14 protein-coding genes are annotated in these 22,296 nt (G+C 61.4%); 5 read left to right on the top strand and 9 right to left on the bottom strand.

The window, feature by feature from the left end:
- Window positions 1-243: 243 nt before the first annotated feature.
- The 4 genes from secB (at window position 244) to ACI2I1_RS13675 (ending at window position 4,200) form a co-directional block, all read left to right on the top strand.
- Window positions 244-777 (top strand): protein-export chaperone SecB, encoded by a 534-nt coding sequence (gene secB / locus ACI2I1_RS13690; RefSeq protein WP_221543544.1) that lies wholly within the window; start codon window positions 244-246, stop codon window positions 775-777.
- A 28-nt stretch (window positions 778-805) separates the two neighbouring features.
- The gene (murJ, locus tag ACI2I1_RS13685; RefSeq protein ID WP_221543545.1) at window positions 806-2,449 is read left to right on the top strand and encodes a murein biosynthesis integral membrane protein MurJ; all 1,644 of its coding nucleotides are present in this window, start codon (window positions 806-808) and stop codon (window positions 2,447-2,449) included.
- Window positions 2,450-2,453: 4 nt separating this feature from the next.
- The gene (gene trpS / locus ACI2I1_RS13680) at window positions 2,454-3,470 is read left to right on the top strand and encodes a tryptophan--tRNA ligase (RefSeq protein WP_404679542.1); all 1,017 of its coding nucleotides are present in this window, start codon (window positions 2,454-2,456) and stop codon (window positions 3,468-3,470) included.
- Between the two features lie 178 nt (window positions 3,471-3,648).
- Window positions 3,649-4,200, top strand: coding sequence for a type II CAAX prenyl endopeptidase Rce1 family protein (locus ACI2I1_RS13675; protein ID WP_404679541.1), 552 nt, complete (start codon window positions 3,649-3,651; stop codon window positions 4,198-4,200).
- On the opposite strand, the gene ACI2I1_RS13670 is transcribed toward ACI2I1_RS13675, so the two are convergent.
- The 4 genes from ACI2I1_RS13670 to ACI2I1_RS13655 all read right to left on the bottom strand — a co-directional run bounded on the left by ACI2I1_RS13670 (window position 4,197) and on the right by ACI2I1_RS13655 (window position 6,171).
- On the bottom strand, window positions 4,197-4,544 hold the full coding sequence (locus tag ACI2I1_RS13670) for a heavy metal-binding domain-containing protein (protein WP_224812999.1): 348 nt from the start codon (window positions 4,542-4,544) through the stop codon (window positions 4,197-4,199). The genes ACI2I1_RS13675 and ACI2I1_RS13670 overlap by 4 nt on opposite strands.
- A 53-nt stretch (window positions 4,545-4,597) precedes the next feature.
- Window positions 4,598-5,470 (bottom strand): SDR family oxidoreductase, encoded by an 873-nt coding sequence (locus ACI2I1_RS13665; RefSeq protein WP_404679540.1) that lies wholly within the window; start codon window positions 5,468-5,470, stop codon window positions 4,598-4,600.
- 71 nt (window positions 5,471-5,541) lie between these two features.
- Window positions 5,542-5,778, bottom strand: a complete 237-nt coding sequence (locus tag ACI2I1_RS13660) for a DUF2312 domain-containing protein (RefSeq protein ID WP_404679539.1) — start codon at window positions 5,776-5,778, stop codon at window positions 5,542-5,544.
- A gap of 81 nt (window positions 5,779-5,859) precedes the next feature.
- On the bottom strand, window positions 5,860-6,171 hold the full coding sequence (locus ACI2I1_RS13655; protein WP_404679667.1) for a DUF1244 domain-containing protein: 312 nt from the start codon (window positions 6,169-6,171) through the stop codon (window positions 5,860-5,862).
- A gap of 49 nt (window positions 6,172-6,220) precedes the next feature.
- Between ACI2I1_RS13655 and pyk the strand changes: the two genes are divergently transcribed.
- Complete coding sequence (gene pyk / locus ACI2I1_RS13650; protein ID WP_404679538.1) at window positions 6,221-7,675, top strand: pyruvate kinase; 1,455 nt, start codon at window positions 6,221-6,223, stop codon at window positions 7,673-7,675.
- Here the strand turns inward: pyk and ACI2I1_RS13645 are convergent, their stop codons facing one another.
- From ACI2I1_RS13645 to rpoB, 5 genes are all read right to left on the bottom strand, one after another.
- A complete protein-coding gene (locus ACI2I1_RS13645; protein ID WP_404679537.1) occupies window positions 7,676-9,385 on the bottom strand; it encodes a SulP family inorganic anion transporter in 1,710 nt (569 codons plus the stop codon). It abuts the gene before it with no gap.
- A 34-nt stretch (window positions 9,386-9,419) separates the two neighbouring features.
- The gene (gene gltX, locus ACI2I1_RS13640; protein ID WP_404679536.1) at window positions 9,420-10,778 is read right to left on the bottom strand and encodes a glutamate--tRNA ligase; all 1,359 of its coding nucleotides are present in this window, start codon (window positions 10,776-10,778) and stop codon (window positions 9,420-9,422) included.
- Window positions 10,779-10,851: 73 nt separating this feature from the next.
- Window positions 10,852-13,167: a putative bifunctional diguanylate cyclase/phosphodiesterase gene (locus tag ACI2I1_RS13635; protein WP_404679535.1), complete on the bottom strand. Its 2,316-nt coding sequence runs from the start codon at window positions 13,165-13,167 to the stop codon at window positions 10,852-10,854.
- 228 nt (window positions 13,168-13,395) lie between these two features.
- Window positions 13,396-17,724 (bottom strand): DNA-directed RNA polymerase subunit beta', encoded by a 4,329-nt coding sequence (rpoC, locus tag ACI2I1_RS13630; RefSeq protein WP_404679534.1) that lies wholly within the window; start codon window positions 17,722-17,724, stop codon window positions 13,396-13,398.
- A gap of 62 nt (window positions 17,725-17,786) precedes the next feature.
- Window positions 17,787-21,968: a DNA-directed RNA polymerase subunit beta gene (gene rpoB, locus ACI2I1_RS13625; protein ID WP_404679533.1), complete on the bottom strand. Its 4,182-nt coding sequence runs from the start codon at window positions 21,966-21,968 to the stop codon at window positions 17,787-17,789.
- Window positions 21,969-22,296: the final 328 nt, after the last annotated feature.

Raw genomic sequence — 22,296 nt, 5'->3', positions numbered from 1 at the left:
CCTGCCTACGCACCGTAGCGTCGGCAGTTCCGTCCTACCTGCCCTAGATAGGGTCGAATTACAAACGGGCAATGTCGGACGGATGCCCTGATGCACCGCGTTTGCGCCGGATCGTGCCCGCTGCGCAGGCTCATTGCTCCCCGCCCGGTCAGGTGCTAGGCGCGCGCCGAACCGGTCGGAGAGCGCATCGCGCCATTCTTCCGACTCCGATGATTCGATCTGCAGAAGAAGTGATACGCGAATATGGCCGAAGAAAACGACGTACTGACCGATCTCAACATGGATCCCGCAGCCGGCGGCAACGGTGCGGACAATCGCCCGACGGTTGGTCTCATCAACCAGTACATCAAGGATCTTTCGGTCGAGAACCCGAACGCACCCGGCAGCTACCAGTGGCAGGAACAGCCCCGTGTCGACGTTCAGGTGAACATCGGCGCCGACAAGGTGAGCGAAGAAGTCACTGAAGTCGAACTGAAGGTTACTGTCCGCGCCGATGGCGACCAAGGCAATTTCTACCTCGTCGAGCTGGCCTATTGCGGCCTCGTCGGCATGCGCAACGTACCAGACGAACACGCCCATGCCTTCCTGTTCGCAGAAGCGCCGCGCCTGCTTTTCCCTTTCGCCCGCGCGATCATTTCCGACGCGGTACGCGATGCCGGTTTCCCGCCGCTTTTGCTCGACCCGATGGATTTTGGCGCGCTATATCAGCAGCAGCTTCAGGCCCGTGCGGCACAGCAGGGTGGTGAAGACGTCCCTGCACCGACCGGCAACGCCTAATCGGCCAGATCAGGGAACAGGCTAGGCCATGAGCCTGCTCAAAAATGTCGGCACGATCGGCTCACTCACCATGGTGAGCCGCGTTGCCGGCATGGCGCGCGAGATGATCTTCAGCCGCGTATTGGGCGCCAATGGCGTGACCGACGCGTGGTTCCAGGCCTTCATCATCCCCAACGTCTTCCGCCGCCTGTTTGCGGAAGGCGCGTTTTCGGCGGCCTTCGTACCCATGTTCTCCAAGCGCCTTCACGGCGAAGGGGGCATAGAAGACGCGCGCAGTTTTTCCGACGACGTGCTGAGCATTTTCCTGCCGGTGCTGATCGTGGTCTGCGCCGTCATGATGCTGGCCATGCCGTGGGTAATCTGGGCGCTGGGCGACCAGGCCCGTGATCCGGTGAATTTCGACATGGAAGTCGATTTCGCGCAGATCATGTTCCCCTATATCTTGCTGGTGAGCCTGGTGACGCTGTTCACCGGCATGCTGAATTCGGTCAGTCGCTTCGCGCCGGGCGCCAGCTTTCCGATCCTGCTGAATGTCACGCTGATCGCGGGCTTGCTGTTCGGCGATTATGCGATGAACGAATGGGGCTGGACCACGCGCCAGGTCGGGTACAGCCAGGCCTGGGCAGTCACGATCGGCGGAATGATCCAGCTTGCCTGGCTGTACTACTGGACGCGGGTTGAGGGGTTTCGCCCCAAGCTGCTCTGGCCGCGCATCACCCCGGAGGTGAAACGCCTGTCGATCATTGCGCTGCCAGCGGCGATCGGCGGCGGCGCCTACCAGCTTAATACGCTCGTCCAGCTCTACTTCCTTAACCAGCTCGACAGCGGTTCGATCAGCTACATGAACTATGCCGATCGCCTCAACCAGCTGCCGCTGGGGATCATCGGGATCGCCCTGTCGACCGCCATCCTGCCGACCCTGTCGAAATTCGTCGGGGCCAAGAACAGGGAAGGCACCGACCGGGTGCAGTCCGACGCCATCGAACTGTCGATGCTGCTGACCCTCCCCGCCGCGGTCGCGCTTGCGGTATGCGCCGTGCCATTCACCACCATGCTGTTCCAAGGCGGCGCTTTCTCGGTCGAACAGGCGCGGCTGACCGGCAATGTGCTGGCGGCCCTCGTCCTCGGCCTGCCCGCCTATGTGCTGGTGAAGGTGCTGGTGCCCAATTTCTACGCCCGTTCTGATACGCGAACGCCGGTCTATGCCGCCTTCATCTCGCTCGTCGTCTTTCTCGCGGTCTGTATCTGGAACAACGGGATGAACCTTGGCGGCCGCAGCGAATGGCTGGGTTACGCAATCGACCTCCCCCGCCTTCAGTTCGCAGGGCTGGGTTACGGCGTGGTCGGAATCGGTTTTGCCAGCGTGATCGGCGCATGGATCAATGTGGGATATCTGTACTGGGTGCTGGTCAGGCGCGGATATTACACGATCCCGCTCGCCCTTGTCGGACGGCTCGCCCGGCAGCTGATCGCTGCCGCCGCGATGGGCGCCGCCTTGTGGTTTGCCCGCGATTTGCTAACCGGCTGGTACTCTGCCGGATTGTTCGCACGCGCGGGCGCTCTTATCGTCCTCGTGCTGTGTTCGGCAGCGGTCTATTTCGGCGTGGCCTTCCTGGTCGGCGCGATCGACAGGCAGCGGATCGTTGCCTTCACCAAGAAGAGAGCTCCATAATTCCATGCGCGTAGTCTCCGGCATCCAGCCCACCGGCAATCTCCACCTCGGCAATTACCTCGGGGCGATCCGCAATTGGGTGCGGATGCAGGACGAGATGGGCGATGGAGAGCAGTGCTTGTTCTTCCTGGCCGATCTGCATGCCATTTCCATGCCGCATGACCCGGCTGAATTGCGCAAGGGCACGCTGGAGATGGCGGCCGCCCTGGTCGCGTGCGGCATCGATCCGGCGAAGAGCGTGTTGTTCAATCAGGCACAGGTCCCCCAGCACGCCGAATTGCAGTGGCTGCTCGGCGGGACGGCTCGCATGGGCTGGCTCAACCGCATGACGCAGTGGAAGGACAAGGCCGGCAAGAACCGCGAAGGCCAGTCGGTCGCGCTGTTTACCTATCCCGTGCTGCAGGCCGCCGACGTGCTGCTGTATCAGGCGACGCATGTTCCCGTGGGCGAGGATCAGAAGCAGCATCTCGAACTGGCGCGCGATATCGCCCAGAAGTTCAACAATGACTTCGCGTCGGAAGAGGCCCCGGTCTTCACCCTGCCCGACCCCATCGTTCCGCCGCAGGCCGCACGCATCATGTCGCTGCGCGACGGCATGGCCAAGATGAGCAAGTCCGATCCTTCGGAAATGAGCCGGATCAACCTTGCCGATGACGCCGACACGATCATGAAAAAGGTCAAGAAGGCCAAGACCGATCCCGAAGCGCTGCCGGGCGAGGAAGCCGGGCTGGCCGGACGCCCCGAAGCGCTGAACCTGGTCACGATCTACGCTGCCCTGACGGATGGCAGTGTGGAAACCGTCCTCAAGGATTTCGGCGGCGAAGGCTTCGGCAAGTTCAAGCCCGCCTTGGGCGAAGTGATGGTGGAAAGCCTACGCCCGATCTCCGAGCGCTTCACCGCATTGCTGGAAGACCGCGAGGCGCTGGACGCCATCCTTGCCCGCGGCGCATCGCAGGCACGCGAAATCGCGGTGCCGACGCTTGAGAAGACATACGAGTCCCTGGGCCTTGTACGCGGCTGACAATAATCAGCTCCTGCCAGTCAAAGAGGTCGTATCGAAGACCTACAGCGAACTCCTGTCTTTCGTCCGCTCACCGGTTCCGCCTGTCGGGCGCCAACCGCTTGGGCGGACAAGAACCATCGCACTCCTTACCGTCCTCGGGATCGATATCGGAATTGTTGCGGTCTTCCTGATCGCTATGTTCAGTGCAGAAGCGGCTGGGGCAGCATTTCCGGCTACCCCAGACTTCGGGATCAGCCCGCTCTTCCTATTCCTATTCGCCACGACGGTCGCGCCGGTGCTCGAAGAAGTTATATTTCGCGGCTGGCTTAGCGGACGCAAAGCTGACCTCGAATTCGCGGGGACGATATTGGGTCTCGCCGCGATTGCGTTTGCTGGCTTCGCCTTGTTTTCCGGAGACGCAATCGCCTGGCTTTCGGTCTTCGCCATTAGCGCGGTTGCAGCTTTGTTACGATGGGGGGTTCGCCGAAAAACTCACCAGGCGATGCCTGGCTGGTTCGCTCGCCATTACGCCAAGATCGTCTATCTGAATTCCCTAGCTTTCGGCACCGTTCACCTGACGAATTACGACACCTTCTCCGCAATTCATTTAGTGATGGTTCTTCCGCAGACGATAGGCGGAGTACTCTTGGCATTCACGCGCACGAGGTTGGGCCTAAGTGCCTCGATAGTCCAGCACGCCCTCTTCAACGCGTTGGTTTTCGGCGCAGATACTGCCTTTGCCAGTTAAACCTTAACAGCAGTCCCGCTCGCCGAAACCATCAGCATCGAACCCGTGTCACCGATGACCTCATAGTCGAGATCGACGCCGACGACCGCATTGCCTCCGCGAGTCGCCGCTTCAGCCTGCAATTCCTCGATCGCCTGTTCACGGGCATCGCGCAGGATGCGCTCGTAGCTACCCGAACGCCCACCGACGATATCTCGGATATTGGCGAAGAGGTCGCGAAACAGGTTCGCGCCGACGATCACTTCACCGGTGACGATGCCGAGATAATCCTGAATGGGCCGCCCTTCGATGGTGGGCGTGGTGGTCACGATGACGCCGCGCGCGTCCTTCCAGGGTCCGGGCATTCCAATCTCCAATCATCTACTGTATTATCAGCATACCACGCCTGCTGCGTGGATCAACCGTTGATGATCATCCCGCCATTGGGATGGAGCACCTGTCCGGACATGTAGGAGCTGTCTTCGCAGGCAAGAAACAGGAAGGACGGAGCGACCTCATTGGGTTCGCCGGGCCGCCCCATCGGCGTGTCTTCGCCGAAATCGTCCATATTCTCGGGCGGCTGGCCACCCATGGGATTGAGCGGCGTCCAGATCGGGCCCGGCGCCACTGCATTCACACGGATGCCCTCGCCTACGAGATTTTCCGACAGCGACCGGGTGAACGCAGTGATTGCTCCCTTGGTAGAGCTGTAATCGAGGAGGATGGCAGCGCCCTGATACATGGTGACGCTGGTGCAATTTATGATGGACGCGCCCTTCTTGAGATGCGGACGGGCGGCCTGCGTGAGGTAAAACATCGAAAAGATATTGGTCTGAAACGTGCGCTGCAACTGCTCGACTGTGATATCGGTAATATCGTCATCGGGGTGCTGCTCGCCGGCGATATTGGCGAGGATATCGAGCTGGCCCCATTTGTCGACCACGCGGTCGATCAGCAGTTTGCAGCTGTCGGGACAGCCGAGATCGCTTTCGTGCAGCAGGACCTCGCTGCCTTCCTGCTCGATCGCCTTCGCTGTGATCTTGGCGTCGTCGCTCTCCTCGAGATAGGCGATCGCCACCTTCGCGCCCTCGCGCGCGAACAGGACGGCGGTGGCGCGGCCGATGCCGCTGTCACCGCCGGTCACGATCGCCACCTTGCCTTTCAGCCGCCCCGATCCGGGATAGCGCGGCTGCCATTCGGGCTTGCGTTCGAGATCGGTCTCCGACCCCGGCATGCGGGGTTCTTCGGAGATTTCCTCAACGAATGCGGTTTTCACATTTTCGGTGGTCATGGGTGAAATCCTTTCACCCAACCAACCCGGTGGCCTTGCGCGGCGTTCCGTCGGTCCGCCGCAGCTTGGCCTCAACCCATGCCGAGCGCGGCCTTGTAAGTGCCGAGGATGGTTTCCTGCTCGCTACGCTCGTCAGGCTTCATCTTACGCAGCTTGATGATCTGGCGCATGATCTTCGTGTCGTATCCGACAGCCTTGGATTCGGCATAAACGTCACGGATATCGTCCGCGATGCCCTTCTTTTCCTCTTCGAGGCGCTCGATACGCTCGATCAGCAGGCGCAGGCGGTCGTCGGTGGCTTCGGCCATTTTCAGGAGTGCTCCAATGAAATGAGAATCGGTTGGCGGGTGCGATAGCCACCCACCCGGCCCGGGTGAAGGCGCTTGTGGTTACTCCACCCGATTTTTCGCGACGCTTTCCTTCATCCGCGCGAGCTGTTCGTCGGTCGCGGGGGTCTGGCGGGTCGCCTTCCATTCGTCCTGCGGCATTCCGTGGATCACTTCGCGCGCGGCGGCCTTGTCGCCGTCGTAGCCTGCATCGAGGATCCAGTCGGCCAGACAATTGCGACAGAAACCCGATAGACCCATCAGGTCGATATTCTGCGCATCGTGGCGATGCTGCAAATGGCGGACCAGGCGCCGGAAGGCCGCCGCCGCTACGTCATCGGGAAGTTGGTCGAGTGTGTCTGTATTCGTATCCATCGAAAGCTTGTCCTTGAGTTGCCACACGGCTCTGCCATAGGCGTTGTTCATGCAAAAGCTCGATCCGAGAGGCCGCAAGGTCAAAATCCTCGCCACTGTCGGCCCCGCCAGCCGGTCTCCCGAAATGCTCGCCCGGCTGTTCAAGGCCGGAGTAGACGCCTTCCGCGTCAATATGAGCCACGGCGAACATGGCGATCACGAACAGACGATCAAGGCGATCCGCCAGATGGAAAAGGATTTCCATCGTCCGATCGCCATCCTCGCCGATCTTCAGGGCCCCAAGCTACGCGTCGGCAAGTTCAAGGATGGTCAGGCGGTGATCCGGCATTCTGGCCATTTCACGCTCGATCGCAATCCCGAGCCGGGCGATGAAACCCGCGTCCAGCTGCCGCATCCCGAACTGTTCGGCCTGCTCGAGAAGGGCCAGCGCCTGCTTATCAACGATGGCAAGATCCGGCTTAAGGTCATCCGCGCCGACGAGAACGAAATCCTTTGCTCGGCCGAAGTCGGCGGCGTCATTTCCGATCGCAAGGGCGTCAACGTGCCCGATGCCGAAGTCCCGATCCCCGCACTGACCGACAAGGACCGCAACGATCTCGCCTTCGCGATGCACCAGAATGTCGACTGGATCGGCCTGAGCTTCGTGCAGCGTCCCGAAGACCTTGCCGAAGCGCGCAAGCTGATGGGCGGCAAGGGCGCGCTGTGCGCCAAGATCGAAAAGCCGATGGCGGTGCGCCGCCTCGACGAGATCATCGAGATGTCGGACGGCATCATGGTCGCGCGCGGGGATCTGGGCGTCGAGCTGGAACCGCAGGAAGTTCCGCCGCTCCAGAAGCAGATTGTCAACAAGGCGCGCACCGCCGGCAAGCCGGTCATCGTCGCCACGCAGATGCTCGAAAGCATGATCGAAAGCCCGGCCCCGACCCGGGCCGAAGTCTCCGACGTGGCGAATGCGGTCTATGACGGCGCCGACGCCGTGATGCTGAGCGCGGAAACCGCTGCGGGCGACTGGCCCGAAGAAGCGGTTACCATCATGCACCGCATCGCCAAGCAGGTGGAGCAGGACGAGGCCTATCTCGGCCGCGTGCGCTTCCTCGAAACGCCGCCCGATCGCACCACTGCCGACGCGCTGGCGCATGCCTGCATGACCGTCGCCGACACAGTCGCCATCGAAGCGATCACCGTCTTTACCGGCAGCGGCTCCACGGCCCGCCGGGTGGCTCGCGAACGGCCCAGCGTGCCGATGCTGGTGCTCACGCCGAGCATGACGACGGCGCGCCGCCTCGGCCTGCTGTGGGGCGCTCATGCAGTGGCCACCAAGGACATCGGCAGCTTCGAAGAGATGATCGCCAAGGGCAAGCGCATGGCGCTTCGTCACGGGCTCGGCAGCGCCGGTTCGAAACTGATTGCGCTGGCCGGCGTCCCTTTCGGCACGCCCGGTTCGACCAACCTCATGCACGTCGTCACCGTGGCGGGTGACGAGCTGGAAAAGCACGGGGAATAATCAGGTCGGCGCGATATCCTCGTCGAGCTGAACGCCGCACCCTTCGAGAGCCTGACCCACGGTCCGGTAAAAGCGGCAGACGTTGCTATCGAGCTTTTCCAAGATCTCCGCCACCGGTTCGTGAACGGCGGCGAAATGCAGAGTGATGCCCATCGATTTGAGGCGCATCACCATGCGCCTCAGCATGGAAAGACCGCTTGCGTCGATATCGTTCACCGCGCTCATATCGAGCACTAGGCCTGTTACGCTGTCATGTTCGGCCAGCCGGTTGAAGACTTCTTCTTCGATATAGGCGGCATTGGCAAAATAGATTGACCGGTCGATCCTGACCACGAGATTCGGCAAAGTGGTCAGCTCGACCGCATCGCGCTCGATCGATCGAAAGCTTGCTCCCCCGTCGTCCGTGCCAACCCGGGTTACGCGCGGCACCGAGGAGAACCAGAGGAAATAGGCGAGCCCCAGAAGCGCCCCGATGGCGAGGCCGAACCGTACGCCGAGCAGCAATGTCGACAGGAAAGACGCCCCGACGATAACCGCCTCGACGCGGTCATGGTCCCAGACCGCCCGAATTTCCCGCAGGTTGATCAGACCGAAAACGGCACTGATCACCAAGGCGGCCAGCGCGGTCTTCGGCAGGTAGGCCAGCAGGGGAGCAAGAAGGAAAAGGACGGCCACAATGGCGAGCGACGCGATGATGGAAGTGAGCGGAGTGCGCCCGCCGCTATCGCCGGCCAGCGCCGACCGGCTGAGGCTGGCACCGACCGCATAGCCACCGGTGAGCGAGGCAGCGATATTGCCTACACCCAATGCCACCGCTTCCCGGCTCGTATTGAGATTGCTGCGATCTTCCCCGGCGAGCGCCTTGGCGACGGCAGTGGCAGTCACAAAAACGATGATGGCCACGGCCAGGCCGCTCGGCAACAAACCGATCCAGACGGAAGGTTCGGCAAAAGAGCTGAAGAGATGCGGCAGCCCGCCGGACACAGCGTCTACCGTGGGCACTTTCGCCGGGCTGGTCGCGGCGATCCAGCCTGCAATCACGATGACGAGGAGGGGGAGCGACTTTGCCAGGGCGAGGCGGAATGGCGGTTTAACCCCGATCTTCCAGAGAACGACGGGCGCATAGCGATTGGCCAGCAACAGCGCCGCCAGCGCACCGGCGCCGATGGCCGCGGTGACCGGACGCAGCTGCTGCAATCCTTCCCCGAGTGCAGAGAGCGCTGAAGGGAGATTCCCCGCCCGCGGGACATCGATCCCGAGCAGAGTGGGCAGCTGGCTTGCTGCAATCAGGAACGCGGCGGCGGCAGTGAAGCCCAGCAGGACCGGTTCGCTGATGAAATTGACCAGTCTCCCCAAGCCGAAGCCGCCCAGAATGACCAGCAGGATACCCGCCTCGATACCGATGATTGCTGCCCCGACCTGCGGTTCGAGCGCCGCATTCCCGACAGCTTCGCTGATCACCAGCGATACCAGCGCCACCGGTCCCACGGAGACGAAGGGGCTGGTGCCGAAAAAGAAATACAGGACGGGAGGAGTCAGCGCTGCGAAGAGGCCCATCTGCGGCGGGAGCCCAGCCAGCTGAGCATAAGCCATGGCCTGCGGCACGAGCAGGATGGAAAGCACGAGGCCCGCGATGACATCCTTGCCGGCGCTCTGGGCACTGAACGCATCCAACCATCGTGTGGTAGGCACGAGCGCCTCACCTGCCATGCGTCGCAATTCTCCTTCTGGGCGGTAACCTCGGCTATGAACGCGGCGGGGCGGCGGAGCGTTCCAACCGTTCCCGGGCCTTCTCTTCCCCGATCAGCGGTAGAAGCTCTTTCATTTCCGGACCGTGGTCCTTGCCCGTCAGCGCCTGCCGCAGGGGCAGGAACAGGGCTTTGCCTTTGCGCCCCGTCGATTTCTTGAGCCTGGCTGTCAGATCTTGCCAGGGAGTTTCCGACCAGGTGAGAGCTGCTGCGGCGTCACCGAGAAACGCCCTGTCTTCCGCTTCGAAATCGGGCTGGTCGATCGGACCGGTGACCAGTTGCCACCAATCGCGCACCTCTTTCAGATGCGTGATGTTTGGGCGGACAGCATGCCAGCCGGCTGCGTCCATTTCATTCGGCAGCCGGTCTTCAACCTCGGCGAAATCCATCTGGTGGAGGATCGCGGCGTTGAGTCGATCGAGCTCGCTGTCGTTGAACCGTGCAGGGGCACGCCCGAAGGTCGACAGATCGAAACTGGCAACCAGTTCGCCGCGATCAGCGATCGCCTCGACGGGGCGGGACGTTCCCAGCCGCGCCAGCAGTGCGACGATCGCCTCCGGCTCGATGTCGCGCTCGCGAAACGCATCGCAGCCGAGCGAGCCAAGGCGTTTCGAGAGCTTCCCCTCATTTCCTACCAGCAAGGCTTCATGCGCGAACCGCGGCATTTCACAGCTCCCATATGCTGCAGCAATAAGTGCGGTAAACATCTGAATTTGCACGGCGGTGTTGGATACATGGTCCTCCCCGCGCAGGACATCTGTGATGCCCATATCGAGATCGTCGACCGCGCTGGGAAGCATATAGAGCCAGCTGCCGTCGGCCCGCCGGACAACCGGATCGGACAGCTGCGACGGATCGAATTTCTGCGCGCCGCGAATGCGATCGTTCCAGCGAATGGCTTCATCGTGGTCAAGCTTGAATCGCCAATGCGGAGCGATGCCCTCCGCCTCTTTGGCTGCCCGGTCCTCTGCGCTGAAATCGAGCGCCGCACGGTCATAGATCGGCGGCAGACCACGTCCCAAACGGATCTTGCGCTTGAGTTCGAGCTCCTGTGCCGTCTCGTAAGCCGGGTAAACCCGACCAGCCCGCTTCAGCGCCTCGAATGCCGCCTCATATTTGTCGAGCCGCAGCGATTGCCGCTCTTCCGCATCCGGTTCGATACCGAGCCAGGCGAGATCCTTGCGGATACCATCGACATATTCCTCCCGGCTGCGCTGTGCATCCGTGTCATCTATCCGAAGGATGAACCTGCCGCCTGCCTGACGCGCCAACAGCCAGTTGTGGAGCGCGGTACGGATATTTCCGACATGAAGATGGCCGGTGGGCGACGGCGCAAAACGCGTAATGGTAGTCATGGCCGCAGCCGATAGCGCAAGGCGCAGGATATGGCGAGCGGTCCGACACGGATCCCGATCGTGAGCGCGGACGTCAGCCTGTGCGCAAGGCTTCCTGCGTCCGCGCCCGCGCAGAGGCCGTCACTTTCTGGCGCTTGCGGCGATACTCCAGAAACTCCGTGCCGAGATATTCGCTGGGGGATGCCTCTCCACCGTCCGGGGCCAGCAAGGGAATGGGCATGCATTCTGGCGAGGACGGCTCAGCAATCAGGAACCCCTGCGCCTCGTCGGCGCCCAGCTTGCGCAACATGTCCAGCTGATCGGGCGACTCGATCCCTTCTGCTGTCACTGCCACGCCGAATGCGTCGGCAAGGCGGGTGATGCTCGATACGATCGCCTGGCTGGCGATGTCCTGCACGACATCGGTCACGAACGTGCGATCGATCTTGAGCCGATCGAACGGAAAGCGGCGCAAATAGCTGAGCGAGGAGAAGCCGGTGCCGAAGTCGTCGATCGCGATCTTCACACCTAGATCGCGCAAGGCCATCAGGTTCGTCAGGCTCTTGTGGTCCTCGTCCATCAGGACATGCTCGGTGATTTCCAGCTCCACGCGCTCAGGAGCGATATGTGTCATATCGATGGCCTGTGCGACCGTACCCACGATGCCCGGTGTTTTGACCTGAGTGGGCGACAGGTTGATCGCTATGCGAAAATCGCCAGATGCTCTCGAGGCATCGAAAAGTGCCTGCTGGATAACCCAGTCACCGAAAGACAGGATCTGGCCCGTTTCCTCGGCGAATGGCAGAAATTCGTTTGGCGCAATTATCCCGCGCTGCGGATGACGCCAGCGCAGCAAGGCTTCGTAGGCCGTGATTTCTCCGGTTCTGAGATCGGCTACGGGCTGGTAGTCGAGATACATCTGCCCCCGGTTGAGCGCTTCGCCCAGATCCATCTCGATCTCGCGGCGCTCGCGGGCCGCTCTGTCGAAGCTCGGATCGAAAAGCGCCAGGTCATCGCGGCCCTTCTTCTTCGCCATGTGAAGCGCCAGATCGGCACGGCGCATCAGCTCGTCGGCGTCGCAATCTCCGTCGAGAGAGCGCGCGATTCCGACGCTGGCCGATATGCGATGACGCTGGCCATCGATGACGAAGGGCGCGCGCATGACGGAGAGAAAACGATGCGCGCGTTCAAGCAGCAGACCGTCCCCCGACCGCGTGTTGATGAGGACGGCAAATTCGTCCCCGCCAAGCCGCGCCACCAGATCCTCCTTGCGCACCTCCTGCTCCAGCCTTGCTGCCGCCTCGCGCAGCAACGCATCACCCAAGGCGTGGCCACGGGCATCGTTGACCGCCTTGAAATCGTCGAGGTCGATATAGAAAACTGCCGCATCGAAGACAGCAGAGGTGCCTTCCTTTTCCTTCCCGCGAAGCCTTTCATTGAAGAGGTGGCGATTGGCCACTCCGGTCAGACTGTCGTAATGGGCCATGAAGGCGACCCGTTCTTCGACAAGCCGTGCGCTCGTCACGTCCCTAGCGACACCAGCCATGCCTGCGCCACCATCGCGGGGCCGTGCAGACAGTCGCCAGTACCTGAGGTTTCCGTCGATCATGAGGCCGACCATCAGATCCCGGAAAGGCTCTTGGTTCGAAAGACGCTGCGCAAGTATGTCGCGCTCCTTGCTGGGCTTGAAAAGCTCGAGAAACGCGAGCCCTTCCAATTTTTCACGCTCGATCCCGATCAGAGCTGCAAATCGCTCACTGACGTCGCGCAGATTTCCGTTCGGTCCGATCATCCAGAGGCTATCCGAGGATTGCTCCTCGTAATCGTCCAGCAGCACTCTGATCATTGCCTCGTTTTCACGGCGCCGGAATTCGCTGCGGACGGACTGGCGAAAGCTGCGCTCCTGATTGATCAGAGTGATCATCAACACGATCCCGAAGGATGTGAGCAACGTCAGCGACGGCCAGCCATCCAGACCCGCCACCGCCAAGGTAGTTGAGGCCAGACCGACCGACATGCCGAGGATATGGAAAATGCCGACACCCGGGCTACTGCGATAAGCCATCAGCACGCTGCAATAGATCGCCGTCCCTGCGATCCCGAGGAAGGTGATATCGATCGGATCGGCAATGATCGCCAGATAGGGAAACAGGATCATCCAGCCGATGCTGGTGGCGAATTGTGCGGCGACAACCAGTTTCCAGCGGCGATACAGCGCCTGCCAAGGGGCGTTTGCCGGGTCGAAATTGCGGGCCAGGAACACCGACAGCGCCACTAGCGCGATCTGGATCGCGGCAAGGACCAGCAGGTAGGGCCCATTGGCCGGATCGTAGAACACCTTGGTGACGACGAGGATGGTCACTAGGGAAGGTACGAGCAGGATACCCAAGCCACGCTTCAGATCGCCCAACCGGCGACGCAAGGCGAACTGCCCTGCCGGCGTGGAAATACAATTTGGATGACCTGGCTTCAAAGCGACCCCCTGCCCGAGCTTTTCACCTCTGCCTAATAAGCCATTGACGTTACGGAAATCTACTTATTTATTAGCTCTTCTTCATAACCACTGCGGTGTGTAACAAAAAAGCCCCGCCGAATTTCTCCGGCGGGGCCCATCTTTATTTGCGAATCGCGAAGTGGCTTATTCGCCGTCTTTCGCATCTTCATTGAGGTAGTCACCCGCATCGGCATCGGTGCCGTGGGTTTCCCCCTCCATGCTCGCCAGCGGATCGTCGCCGATCGCAGCTTCGGGGCCCTGTGCGAGTTCCGCCTCGTGCTCTTCTGCTGCGGTGTTGGCAGCGATTATCGCATCCTGAGCCTTCTTCCACTGTGCCCGCAGGGCAGCGTCGCGGCTGGAGGCGGTCACGCGCATCCGGTTCATGCCCGCACCGGTACCGGCGGGAATGAGACGGCCGACGATGACGTTTTCCTTGAGACCGACCAGCGTGTCCTTCTTGCCCTCGACCGAAGCCTGGGTAAGCACGCGGGTGGTTTCCTGGAACGACGCCGCCGAGATGAACGAACGCGTCTGAAGCGATGCCTTGGTGATGCCGAGAAGGATCGGAGTGCCCTTGGCGTGCTCCTTGTTCTTGCCGAGCTTCGCGTTGGTTTCGTTCAGCTCTTCCAGATCGACCTGTTCGCCCGGCAGCAGCACGGTATCGCCGCTATCGGTGATCTCGACCTTCTGCAGCATCTGGCGAACGATCACCTCGATGTGCTTGTCGTTGATCTTCACGCCCTGCAGTCGGTAGACTTCCTGGATTTCCGTGCACAGATATTCCGCCAGCGCCTCGATGCCGAGGACTTCGAGAATGTCGTGCGGGTTCGGCGAACCCGAGATCAGGGTGTCGCCCTTCTTGACGAAGTCGCCTTCCTGGACGTCGATGATCTTGGTCTTGGGGATCAGGTACTCTACCGGATCACCTTCCTCCGGAACGATCGCGATCTTGCGCTTCGCCTTGTATTCGCGAACGAATTCGATCTTGCCCGAAATCTTGGCGATGATCGAATTGTCCTTCGGCACGCGGGCCTCGAACAGTTCGGCAACGCGCGGCAGACCACCGGTGATGTCGCGCGTCTTGGCGGCTTCACGCGAAGCGCGGGCGAGGATGTCACCTGCCTGCACTTCCTGACCGTCCTCGACTGACAGCACCGTACCCGGCGCCAGCATGTAACGCGCAGCTTCGCTGTCGTCCCCGGCATCGTTGAACAGCGTGAGGCGCGGACGAAGATCGTCCTTCTTCGCGCGTCCGCCGCTGCGGATTTCGGTGACCACACGCTGGGCGATACCGGTGGCATCGTCGACGCGTTCTTCCATCGTCTGCGTGTCGACGAGATCCTGGAAGCGAACCACACCCGACTGTTCGGTGATGATCGGCAGGGAGAACGGATCCCATTCTGCCAGACGATCGCCTTCCTTCACCTTGCCGCCATCCTTGTGCATCAGCACGGTACCGTAAGGCACCTTGTGGATTTCGCGTTCGCGGCCTTCCTTATCGATCACGGCCAGTTCGCCGTTGCGGGCGAGCGAGAGGATACGGCCCTTCTTGTCGGTGATGGTCGGCATGTCACGATATTCGACCTTACCGTCCGACACGGCTTCGAGATGCGAGGTCTCGTTGAGCTGTGCAGCACCGCCGATGTGGAAGGTACGCATGGTCAGCTGCGTGCCGGGTTCACCGATCGACTGTGCGGCGATGACGCCGACAGCTTCACCGATGTTCACCGGCGTACCGCGAGCAAGGTCACGGCCGTAGCAGGTGGCGCAAACGCCCTGCTTGGCTTCGCAGACCAGCGGCGAGCGGATCTTGGCGACCTGCGTCTCGGCGTCCTCGATGACCTTGACCATCGGTTCGTCGATCAGCGTGCCAGCCTTGACGATTACTTCGCCGGTAGCGGCATTGACGATGTCTTCGGCCGTGGTGCGGCCGAGGATACGCTCGCCGAGCGAGGCGATGACGCTACCGCCCTGCACGATGGCACGCATTTCGAGCGCATTGTCGGTCTTGCAGTCCTCTTCAACGATGACGCAGTCCTGCGACACGTCGACCAGACGGCGGGTCAGGTAACCCGAGTTCGCCGTCTTCAACGCCGTATCCGCGAGACCCTTACGGGCGCCGTGGGTGGAGTTGAAGTATTCGAGGACGTTCAGGCCTTCCTTGAAGTTCGAGATGATCGGGTTCTCGATGATCTCGCCCGACGGCTTGGCCATCAGCCCGCGCATACCGGCCAGCTGCTTCATCTGGGCCGGGCTACCACGCGCACCGGAGTGGCTCATCATGTAGATCGAATTGATCTGCGCTTCCTTGCCGTCCTTGTCGACCGGCTGCGAGCGGATCTCTTCCATCATGGCGTCGGCCACCTTGTCGCCGCACTGGCTCCAGGCGTCGATGACCTTGTTGTACTTTTCCTGCTGGGTGATGAGACCGTCCTGGTACTGCTGCTCGTAGTCAGCAACCAGCGCCTTCGTGGACTCGACCATACCCGCCTTGCTGTCGGGGATGATCATGTCGTCCTTGCCGAAGGAGATGCCGGCCTTGAACGCGTAGCGGAAGCCCAGCACCATGATGGCGTCGGCGAACAGCACCGTGTCTTTCTGGCCGGTGTGACGATAGACTTCGTCGATCACGTCGGCGATGTCCTTCTTCGTCAGCAGGCGGTTGACGATGTCGAAGGGAACCTTGTGGTTCTTCGGCAGACATTCGCCGATCAGCATGCGGCCCGGGGTGGTGACGAAACGCTTCATCTCGACCTTGCCCTTTTCGTCCGCTTGCGGGACGCGGGCCATGATCTTCGAGTGCAGCGTTACATCCTTGTTTTCCAGTGCGTGATGCACTTCGGCCATGTCGCTGAACATCGGCAGAATCTCGTGCTTCTCGCCGTCGTCGCCGTCCATGTATTCGGGCGTCTTTTCCTGGCGTTCCATCGACAGGTAATAGAGACCCAGCACCATGTCCTGCGAAGGGACGATGATCGGCTTGCCGTTGGCGGGCGAGAGGATGTTGTTGGTCGACATCATCAGCACGCGCGCTTCCAGCTGCGCTTCGAGGCTGAGCGGAACGTGGACGGCCATCTGGTCGCCGTCGAAGTCGGCGTTGAAGGCGGCGCAGACCAGCGGGTGAAGCTGGATCGCCTTACCTTCGATCAGCACGGGTTCGAACGCCTGGATGCCGAGACGGTGAAGCGTCGGGGCGCGGTTCAAGAGAACCGGGTGCTCGCGAATGACTTCGTCGAGGATGTCCCAGACTTCCTTGCGTTCCTTCTCGACCCACTTCTTCGCCTGCTTCAGGGTCATGGAAAGACCCTTGGCGTCGAGGCGGGCGTAGATGAACGGCTTGAACAGTTCGAGCGCCATCTTCTTGGGCAGGCCGCACTGGTGCAGCTTGAGTTCCGGACCGGTCACGATGACCGAACGGCCCGAATAGTCGACGCGCTTACCCAGAAGGTTCTGACGGAAGCGGCCCTGCTTGCCCTTGAGCATGTCGGACAGCGACTTGAGCGGACGCTTGTTCGCACCGGTGATCACGCGGCCGCGGCGGCCGTTGTCGAACAATGCATCGACAGCTTCCTGCAGCATGCGCTTTTCGTTGCGGACGATGATGTCCGGTGCGCGCAGCTCCATCAGGCGCTTCAGGCGGTTGTTACGGTTGATGACGCGGCGATAGAGGTCGTTGAGATCCGACGTCGCGAAACGGCCACCGTCCAGCGGCACCAGCGGGCGCAGTTCGGGCGGAATGACCGGCACGACTTCGAGGATCATCCATTCGGGACGGTTGCCGCTTTCGATGAAGCTTTCGACGACCTTCAGGCGCTTGATGATCTTGGCGGGCTTGAGCTTCGACTTGGTGGTCGCCAGCTCTTCCAGCAGGTCTTCCTTTTCCTGCTCGAGATCGAGATCCATGAGCATGGTCTTGACCGCGGATGCACCGATGTCGGCCGAGAAGGCATCTTCGCCGTACTCGTCCTGCGCTTCGAGCATCTCGTCTTCGGTCAGCAGCTGGTTCTTCTCGAGCGCGGTCAAGCCGGGCTCGGTCACGATGTAGCTTTCGAAGTAGAGCACGCGTTCGAGCTGCTTGAGCTGCATGTCGAGCAGCAGGCCGATGCGCGACGGCAGCGACTTCAGGAACCAGATGTGCGCGACCGGAGCAGCCAGTTCTATGTGGCCCATGCGTTCACGGCGGACCTTGGTCACAGTGACTTCGACGCCGCACTTTTCGCAGACGACGCCCTTGTACTTCATGCGCTTGTACTTGCCGCACAGGCATTCGTAGTCCTTCACCGGACCGAAGATGCGCGCACAGAACAGGCCGTCACGTTCGGGCTTGAACGTGCGGTAGTTGATCGTTTCCGGCTTCTTGATTTCGCCGAAGGACCACGAGCGGATGCGCTCGGGGCTGGCGATGCCGATCTGGATCTCGTCGAAGGTTTCGGGCTTCGCGAGCTGGTTGGTGAATTTGGTCAGTTCGTTCATGACTTAATTCCCTAAGGGATAATTCTAACAGGCGGAGGAGCGGTGGGGAGCGATGTGCTCCCCTATTCCGCCGCGATCGCGAGGCCGTCGTCGTCCTCGTCGTCGGCAAGCGACTTGAGTTCGACATTGAGACCCAGGCTGCGCATTTCCTTGACGAGCACGTTGAAGCTCTCCGGAATGCCGGCTTCGAAGGTATCGTCACCCTTGACGATGGCTTCGTAGACCTTGGTCCGGCCGATCACGTCGTCCGACTTCACGGTGAGGATTTCCTGCAGCGTGTAGGCTGCACCGTAGGCCTGGAGTGCCCAGACCTCCATCTCACCGAAGCGCTGGCCGCCGAACTGCGCCTTACCGCCCAGCGGCTGCTGGGTGACGAGGCTGTAGGGGCCGATCGAACGGGCGTGGATCTTGTCGTCGACCAAGTGGTGCAGCTTGAGCATGTAGATGATGCCCACGGTCACCTTGCGGTCGAACGCTTCACCGGTGCGGCCATCGAAGAGGACCGACTGGCCGTCTGCATCGAGGCCGGCCTTTTCCAGTTCCACGGTCACGTCGCCTTCGCGGGCGCCGTCGAACACCGGGGTGCCCATCGGGACGCCGTAGCGCAGGTTACCGGCCAGCTCTACGATTTCCTCGGTCGAACGGCTCTTCAGGTCTTCGGCATAACGGTCGCCATAGACTTCGTTCAGACGCTCGATCACCGCTTCGGGCGGCTTCGCATTGGCGTAATCTTCCGAAGCGTTCGGATTGGCCTTCTTCCAGTCTTCGAGCTGCTCGCCGATCTGCATGCCCAGGTTACGGGCAGCCATGCCGAGATGCGTTTCGAAGATCTGCCCGACGTTCATGCGGCTGGGAACGCCCAGCGGGTTCAGCACGATGTCGACCGGCGTACCGTCTTCGAGGAACGGCATGTCCTCGACCGGCAGGATGCGCGAAATCACACCCTTGTTACCGTGACGGCCGGCCATCTTGTCGCCCGGCTGCAGCTTGCGCTTCACCGCCACGAAGACCTTGACCATCTTGAGCACGCCCGGAGCGAGCTCGTCACCGCGCTCGAGCTTTTCCTTCCGGTCTTCGAACTTGTCGTCGATGACCTTCACGCTCTCGTCGTACTGCGACTTGACCGCTTCGATCTGCTGCTGGCGATTGTCGTCCGCAACCGCGAACTTGAACCACTCGTGACGATCGATGCTGTCGAGCACTTCTTCCGTGATCTCGGTACCCTTCTTCACGCCCTTGGGCGCAGCCGAAGCCGTCTGCCCTTCGAGCATGTCGCGCAGGCGGTTGTAAGTGGCACGGTTCAGAATGGCGCGTTCGTCGGCAGCGTCCTTGCGGAGGCGTTCGATTTCCTCGTTCTGGATGGCGCGCGTACGATCGTCGATCTCGATACCGTGACGGTTGAAGACACGGACTTCGACGACGGTCCCGGCAACGCCCGGCGGCAGACGGAGCGAGGTGTCGCGCACGTCGCTGGCCTTTTCACCGAAGATGGCGCGCAGAAGCTTTTCTTCCGGCGTCATCGGGCTTTCGCCCTTCGGCGTGATCTTGCCGGCCAGGATATCGCCCGGGTGCACTTCGGCACCGATGTAGACGATGCCCGCTTCGTCGAGGTTGCGGAGCGCTTCCTCGCCGACGTTCGGGATGTCGCGGGTGATGTCCTCGGGCCCGAGCTTGGTGTCACGCGCCATGACTTCGAATTCCTCGATGTGGATCGAGGTGAAGACGTCGTCCTTCACGATACGCTCGGAGATGAGGATACTATCCTCGTAGTTGTAGCCGTTCCAGGGCATGAAGGCGACGAGCGTGTTACGGCCCAGTGCCAGTTCGCCCAGATCGGTCGAGGGACCGTCGGCAATGATGTCGCCGGCTTCGATCGTCTCGCCGACCTTCACCAGCGGACGCTGGTTGATGCAGGTATCCTGGTTCGAACGCTGGAACTTCTGCAGCGTGTAGATGTCGACGCCCGACTGGCCGGGTTCCACATCGCCGATCGCGCGGATGACGATACGGGTTGCGTCGACCTGGTCGACCACGCCGCCGCGCTTGGCGGTGATGGCCGCGCCCGAATCGCGCGCAACGGTTTCTTCCATGCCGGTGCCGACCCAGGGCGCTTCCGCCTTGACGAGCGGAACGGCCTGGCGCTGCATGTTGGCGCCCATCAGCGCGCGGTTGGCGTCATCGTTTTCCAGGAACGGAATGAGCGAGGCACCGACCGAGACGAGCTGCTTCGGGCTGACGTCCATCAGCGTGATGGTTTCGCGCGGAGCCATCAGGTTGTCGCCGCTCTGACGCGCCGAGACCAGCTCTTCCACGAAGCCGCCGTTTTCGTCGAGTTCGGCCGAAGCCTGCGCGACGGTGTGCTTCTGCTCTTCCATCGCCGAGAGGTAGATGACCTCGTCGGTGACCTTGTTATCCTTCACCTTGCGGTACGGCGTCTCGATGAAGCCATACTTGTTGACGCGGGCGAAGGTCGACAGCGAGTTGATCAGACCGATGTTCGGGCCTTCCGGCGTTTCGATCGGGCAGATACGGCCATAGTGCGTCGGGTGAACGTCGCGGACTTCGAAGCCGGCGCGCTCACGCGTAAGACCGCCCGGGCCAAGCGCCGAAACGCGGCGCTTGTGGGTGACTTCCGACAGCGGGTTGGTCTGGTCCATGAACTGCGAGAGCTGGCTGGAGCCGAAGAACTCGCGCACGGCAGCCACGGCGGGCTTGGCGTTGATGAGGTCGTTCGGCATCACGGTCGACACGTCAACCGAGCTCATGCGCTCCTTCACCGCGCGTTCCATGCGCAGCAGGCCGACGCGGTACTGGTTTTCCAGCAGCTCACCCACCGAACGCACGCGGCGGTTGCCGAGGTTGTCGATGTCGTCGACTTCGCCCTTGCCGTCCTTCAGGTCGACCAGCTCCTTGACCACGGCCAGGATGTCTTCCTTGCGCAGCGTGGTGACGGTGTCTTCGGCATCGAGCTCGAGACGCATGTTGAGCTTGACGCGGCCCACGGCCGACAGGTCATAGCGCTCGGCATCGAAGAACAGGCCTTCGAACAGAGCTTCTGCGGTTTCCTTGGTCGGCGGTTCGCCGGGACGCATGACCTTGTAGATCGCTTCCAGGCCCTCGTCGCGGTTCTCGGCCTTGTCGACCTTCATCGTGTTGCGGATCCACGGACCCGTGTTCACGTGATCGATGTCGAGCAGCGTCAGGCTGTCGACACCGGCAGCGTCGAGCACTTCGAGGTTCTCTGCCGAGACTTCGTCACCGGCTTCGATGTAGATGCGGCCCGTGCTTTCGTCGATCAGGTCTTCGCTGGCATAGCGGCCGAAGATTTCCTCGGTCGGCAGCAGCAGGGTTTCCAGACCATCCTTGGCCGCCTTGTTGGCAGCACGCGGGCTGATCTTCTGACCGGCGGCGAACACTTCTTCGCCCGTCTTGGCATCCACCAGCGGGAAAGCCGGCTTCTGGTTACGCCAGTTTTCAGCGACGAAGGGCAGTTCCCAGCCATCCTTGGCGCGCTTCCATTCGACCTTGTCGTAGAAGTGCGAGAGAATGTCCTCGGCATCGAGGCCGAGCGAGTAGAGCAGCGCGGTGACCGGCAGCTTGCGCTTGCGGTCGATACGCACGTTGACCACGTCCTTGGCGTCGAATTCGAAGTCGAGCCAGCTGCCGCGGTACGGAATGATGCGGGCCGCGAAGAGGAGCTTGCCCGAGGAGTGGGTCTTGCCGCGGTCATGGTCGAACAGGACACCCGGCGAACGGTGCATCTGCGAAACGATGACACGCTCGGTACCATTGATGATGAAGGTGCCGTTGTCCGTCATGAGCGGCATGTCGCCCATGTAAACGTCCTGCTCCTTGATATCGAGGACGGAGCGGGTTTCGGTTTCCTGGTCGACTTCGAAGACGATCAGGCGCAGCGTGACCTTCATCGGCGCGGCATAGGTAATCCCGCGTTGGCGGCATTCGACGATGTCGTATTTCGGCGGCTCGAGTTCGTAATGCACGAAGTCGAGTTCGGCAGTGCCGGCAAAATCGCGCAGCGGGAAGACCGAGCGCAGCGTCTTTTCAAGACCCGAGACATGGCCCTTGTCCTTGTCGGACCGCAGGAACTGTTCGTAGCTCTCGCGCTGGACCTCGATCAGGTTGGGCATGTCGACGACTTCGTGGATGTCGCCGAAGATCTTGCGGATACGCCGCTTTGCGGTACCCGAAGCCGTGCTGCGGGGGGCCTTCGCCTTGGTAGCCATAAGGGGTAATTACCTCTTCTCGTGTGCCAGCTCCGCAATGTCCATTGACGCGGACAGGAGCGAAATTTGATGTCTCATGCGCGTGAGAGCCGTATCGTGAGACGCAAAAAGGCCGCAGCGAATGCACACCCTTAGCGGCGGCAGCTGCAGCTCATGAAAAGCGTCGCGATATGGAAACGCCGCTTCCATCCTGTGTCCGATCCCCGCGCATGAATCAGACTCGCTCGAAGCGTGCGGTCGAGAAGGCATATAGGATGCGCGCCCGACAGGGTCAAGGAGCGCGATTCCGAGCCACATATCGTTTTTCGATATTATCGATTGACGATAA

Source organism: Qipengyuania sp. NPDC077563 (assembly GCF_044901345.1).
Classification (GTDB): domain Bacteria; phylum Pseudomonadota; class Alphaproteobacteria; order Sphingomonadales; family Sphingomonadaceae; genus Qipengyuania; species Qipengyuania aestuarii.
This window is presented reverse-complemented; position numbering and strand designations above follow the sequence as displayed.

Excerpts from the sequence above, each read along its gene's own strand:
- ACI2I1_RS13675 (WP_404679541.1), top strand. The coding sequence starts at position 3,649 with ATGTTCAGTGCAGAAGCGGCTGGGGCAGCATTTCCGGCTACCCCAGAC.
- trpS (WP_404679542.1), top strand. The coding sequence starts at position 2,454 with ATGCGCGTAGTCTCCGGCATCCAGCCCACCGGCAATCTCCACCTCGGC.
- gltX (WP_404679536.1), bottom strand. The coding sequence starts at position 10,778 with ATGACTACCATTACGCGTTTTGCGCCGTCGCCCACCGGCCATCTTCAT.
- murJ (WP_221543545.1), top strand. The coding sequence starts at position 806 with ATGAGCCTGCTCAAAAATGTCGGCACGATCGGCTCACTCACCATGGTG.
- ACI2I1_RS13645 (WP_404679537.1), bottom strand. The coding sequence starts at position 9,385 with ATGGCAGGTGAGGCGCTCGTGCCTACCACACGATGGTTGGATGCGTTC.
- rpoB (WP_404679533.1), bottom strand. The coding sequence starts at position 21,968 with ATGGCTACCAAGGCGAAGGCCCCCCGCAGCACGGCTTCGGGTACCGCA.
- secB (WP_221543544.1), top strand. The coding sequence starts at position 244 with ATGGCCGAAGAAAACGACGTACTGACCGATCTCAACATGGATCCCGCA.
- rpoC (WP_404679534.1), bottom strand. The coding sequence starts at position 17,724 with ATGAACGAACTGACCAAATTCACCAACCAGCTCGCGAAGCCCGAAACC.
- ACI2I1_RS13655 (WP_404679667.1), bottom strand. The coding sequence starts at position 6,171 with ATGGATACGAATACAGACACACTCGACCAACTTCCCGATGACGTAGCG.
- pyk (WP_404679538.1), top strand. The coding sequence starts at position 6,221 with ATGCAAAAGCTCGATCCGAGAGGCCGCAAGGTCAAAATCCTCGCCACT.
- ACI2I1_RS13660 (WP_404679539.1), bottom strand. The coding sequence starts at position 5,778 with ATGGCCGAAGCCACCGACGACCGCCTGCGCCTGCTGATCGAGCGTATC.
- ACI2I1_RS13665 (WP_404679540.1), bottom strand. The coding sequence starts at position 5,470 with ATGACCACCGAAAATGTGAAAACCGCATTCGTTGAGGAAATCTCCGAA.
- ACI2I1_RS13670 (WP_224812999.1), bottom strand. The coding sequence starts at position 4,544 with ATGCCCGGACCCTGGAAGGACGCGCGCGGCGTCATCGTGACCACCACG.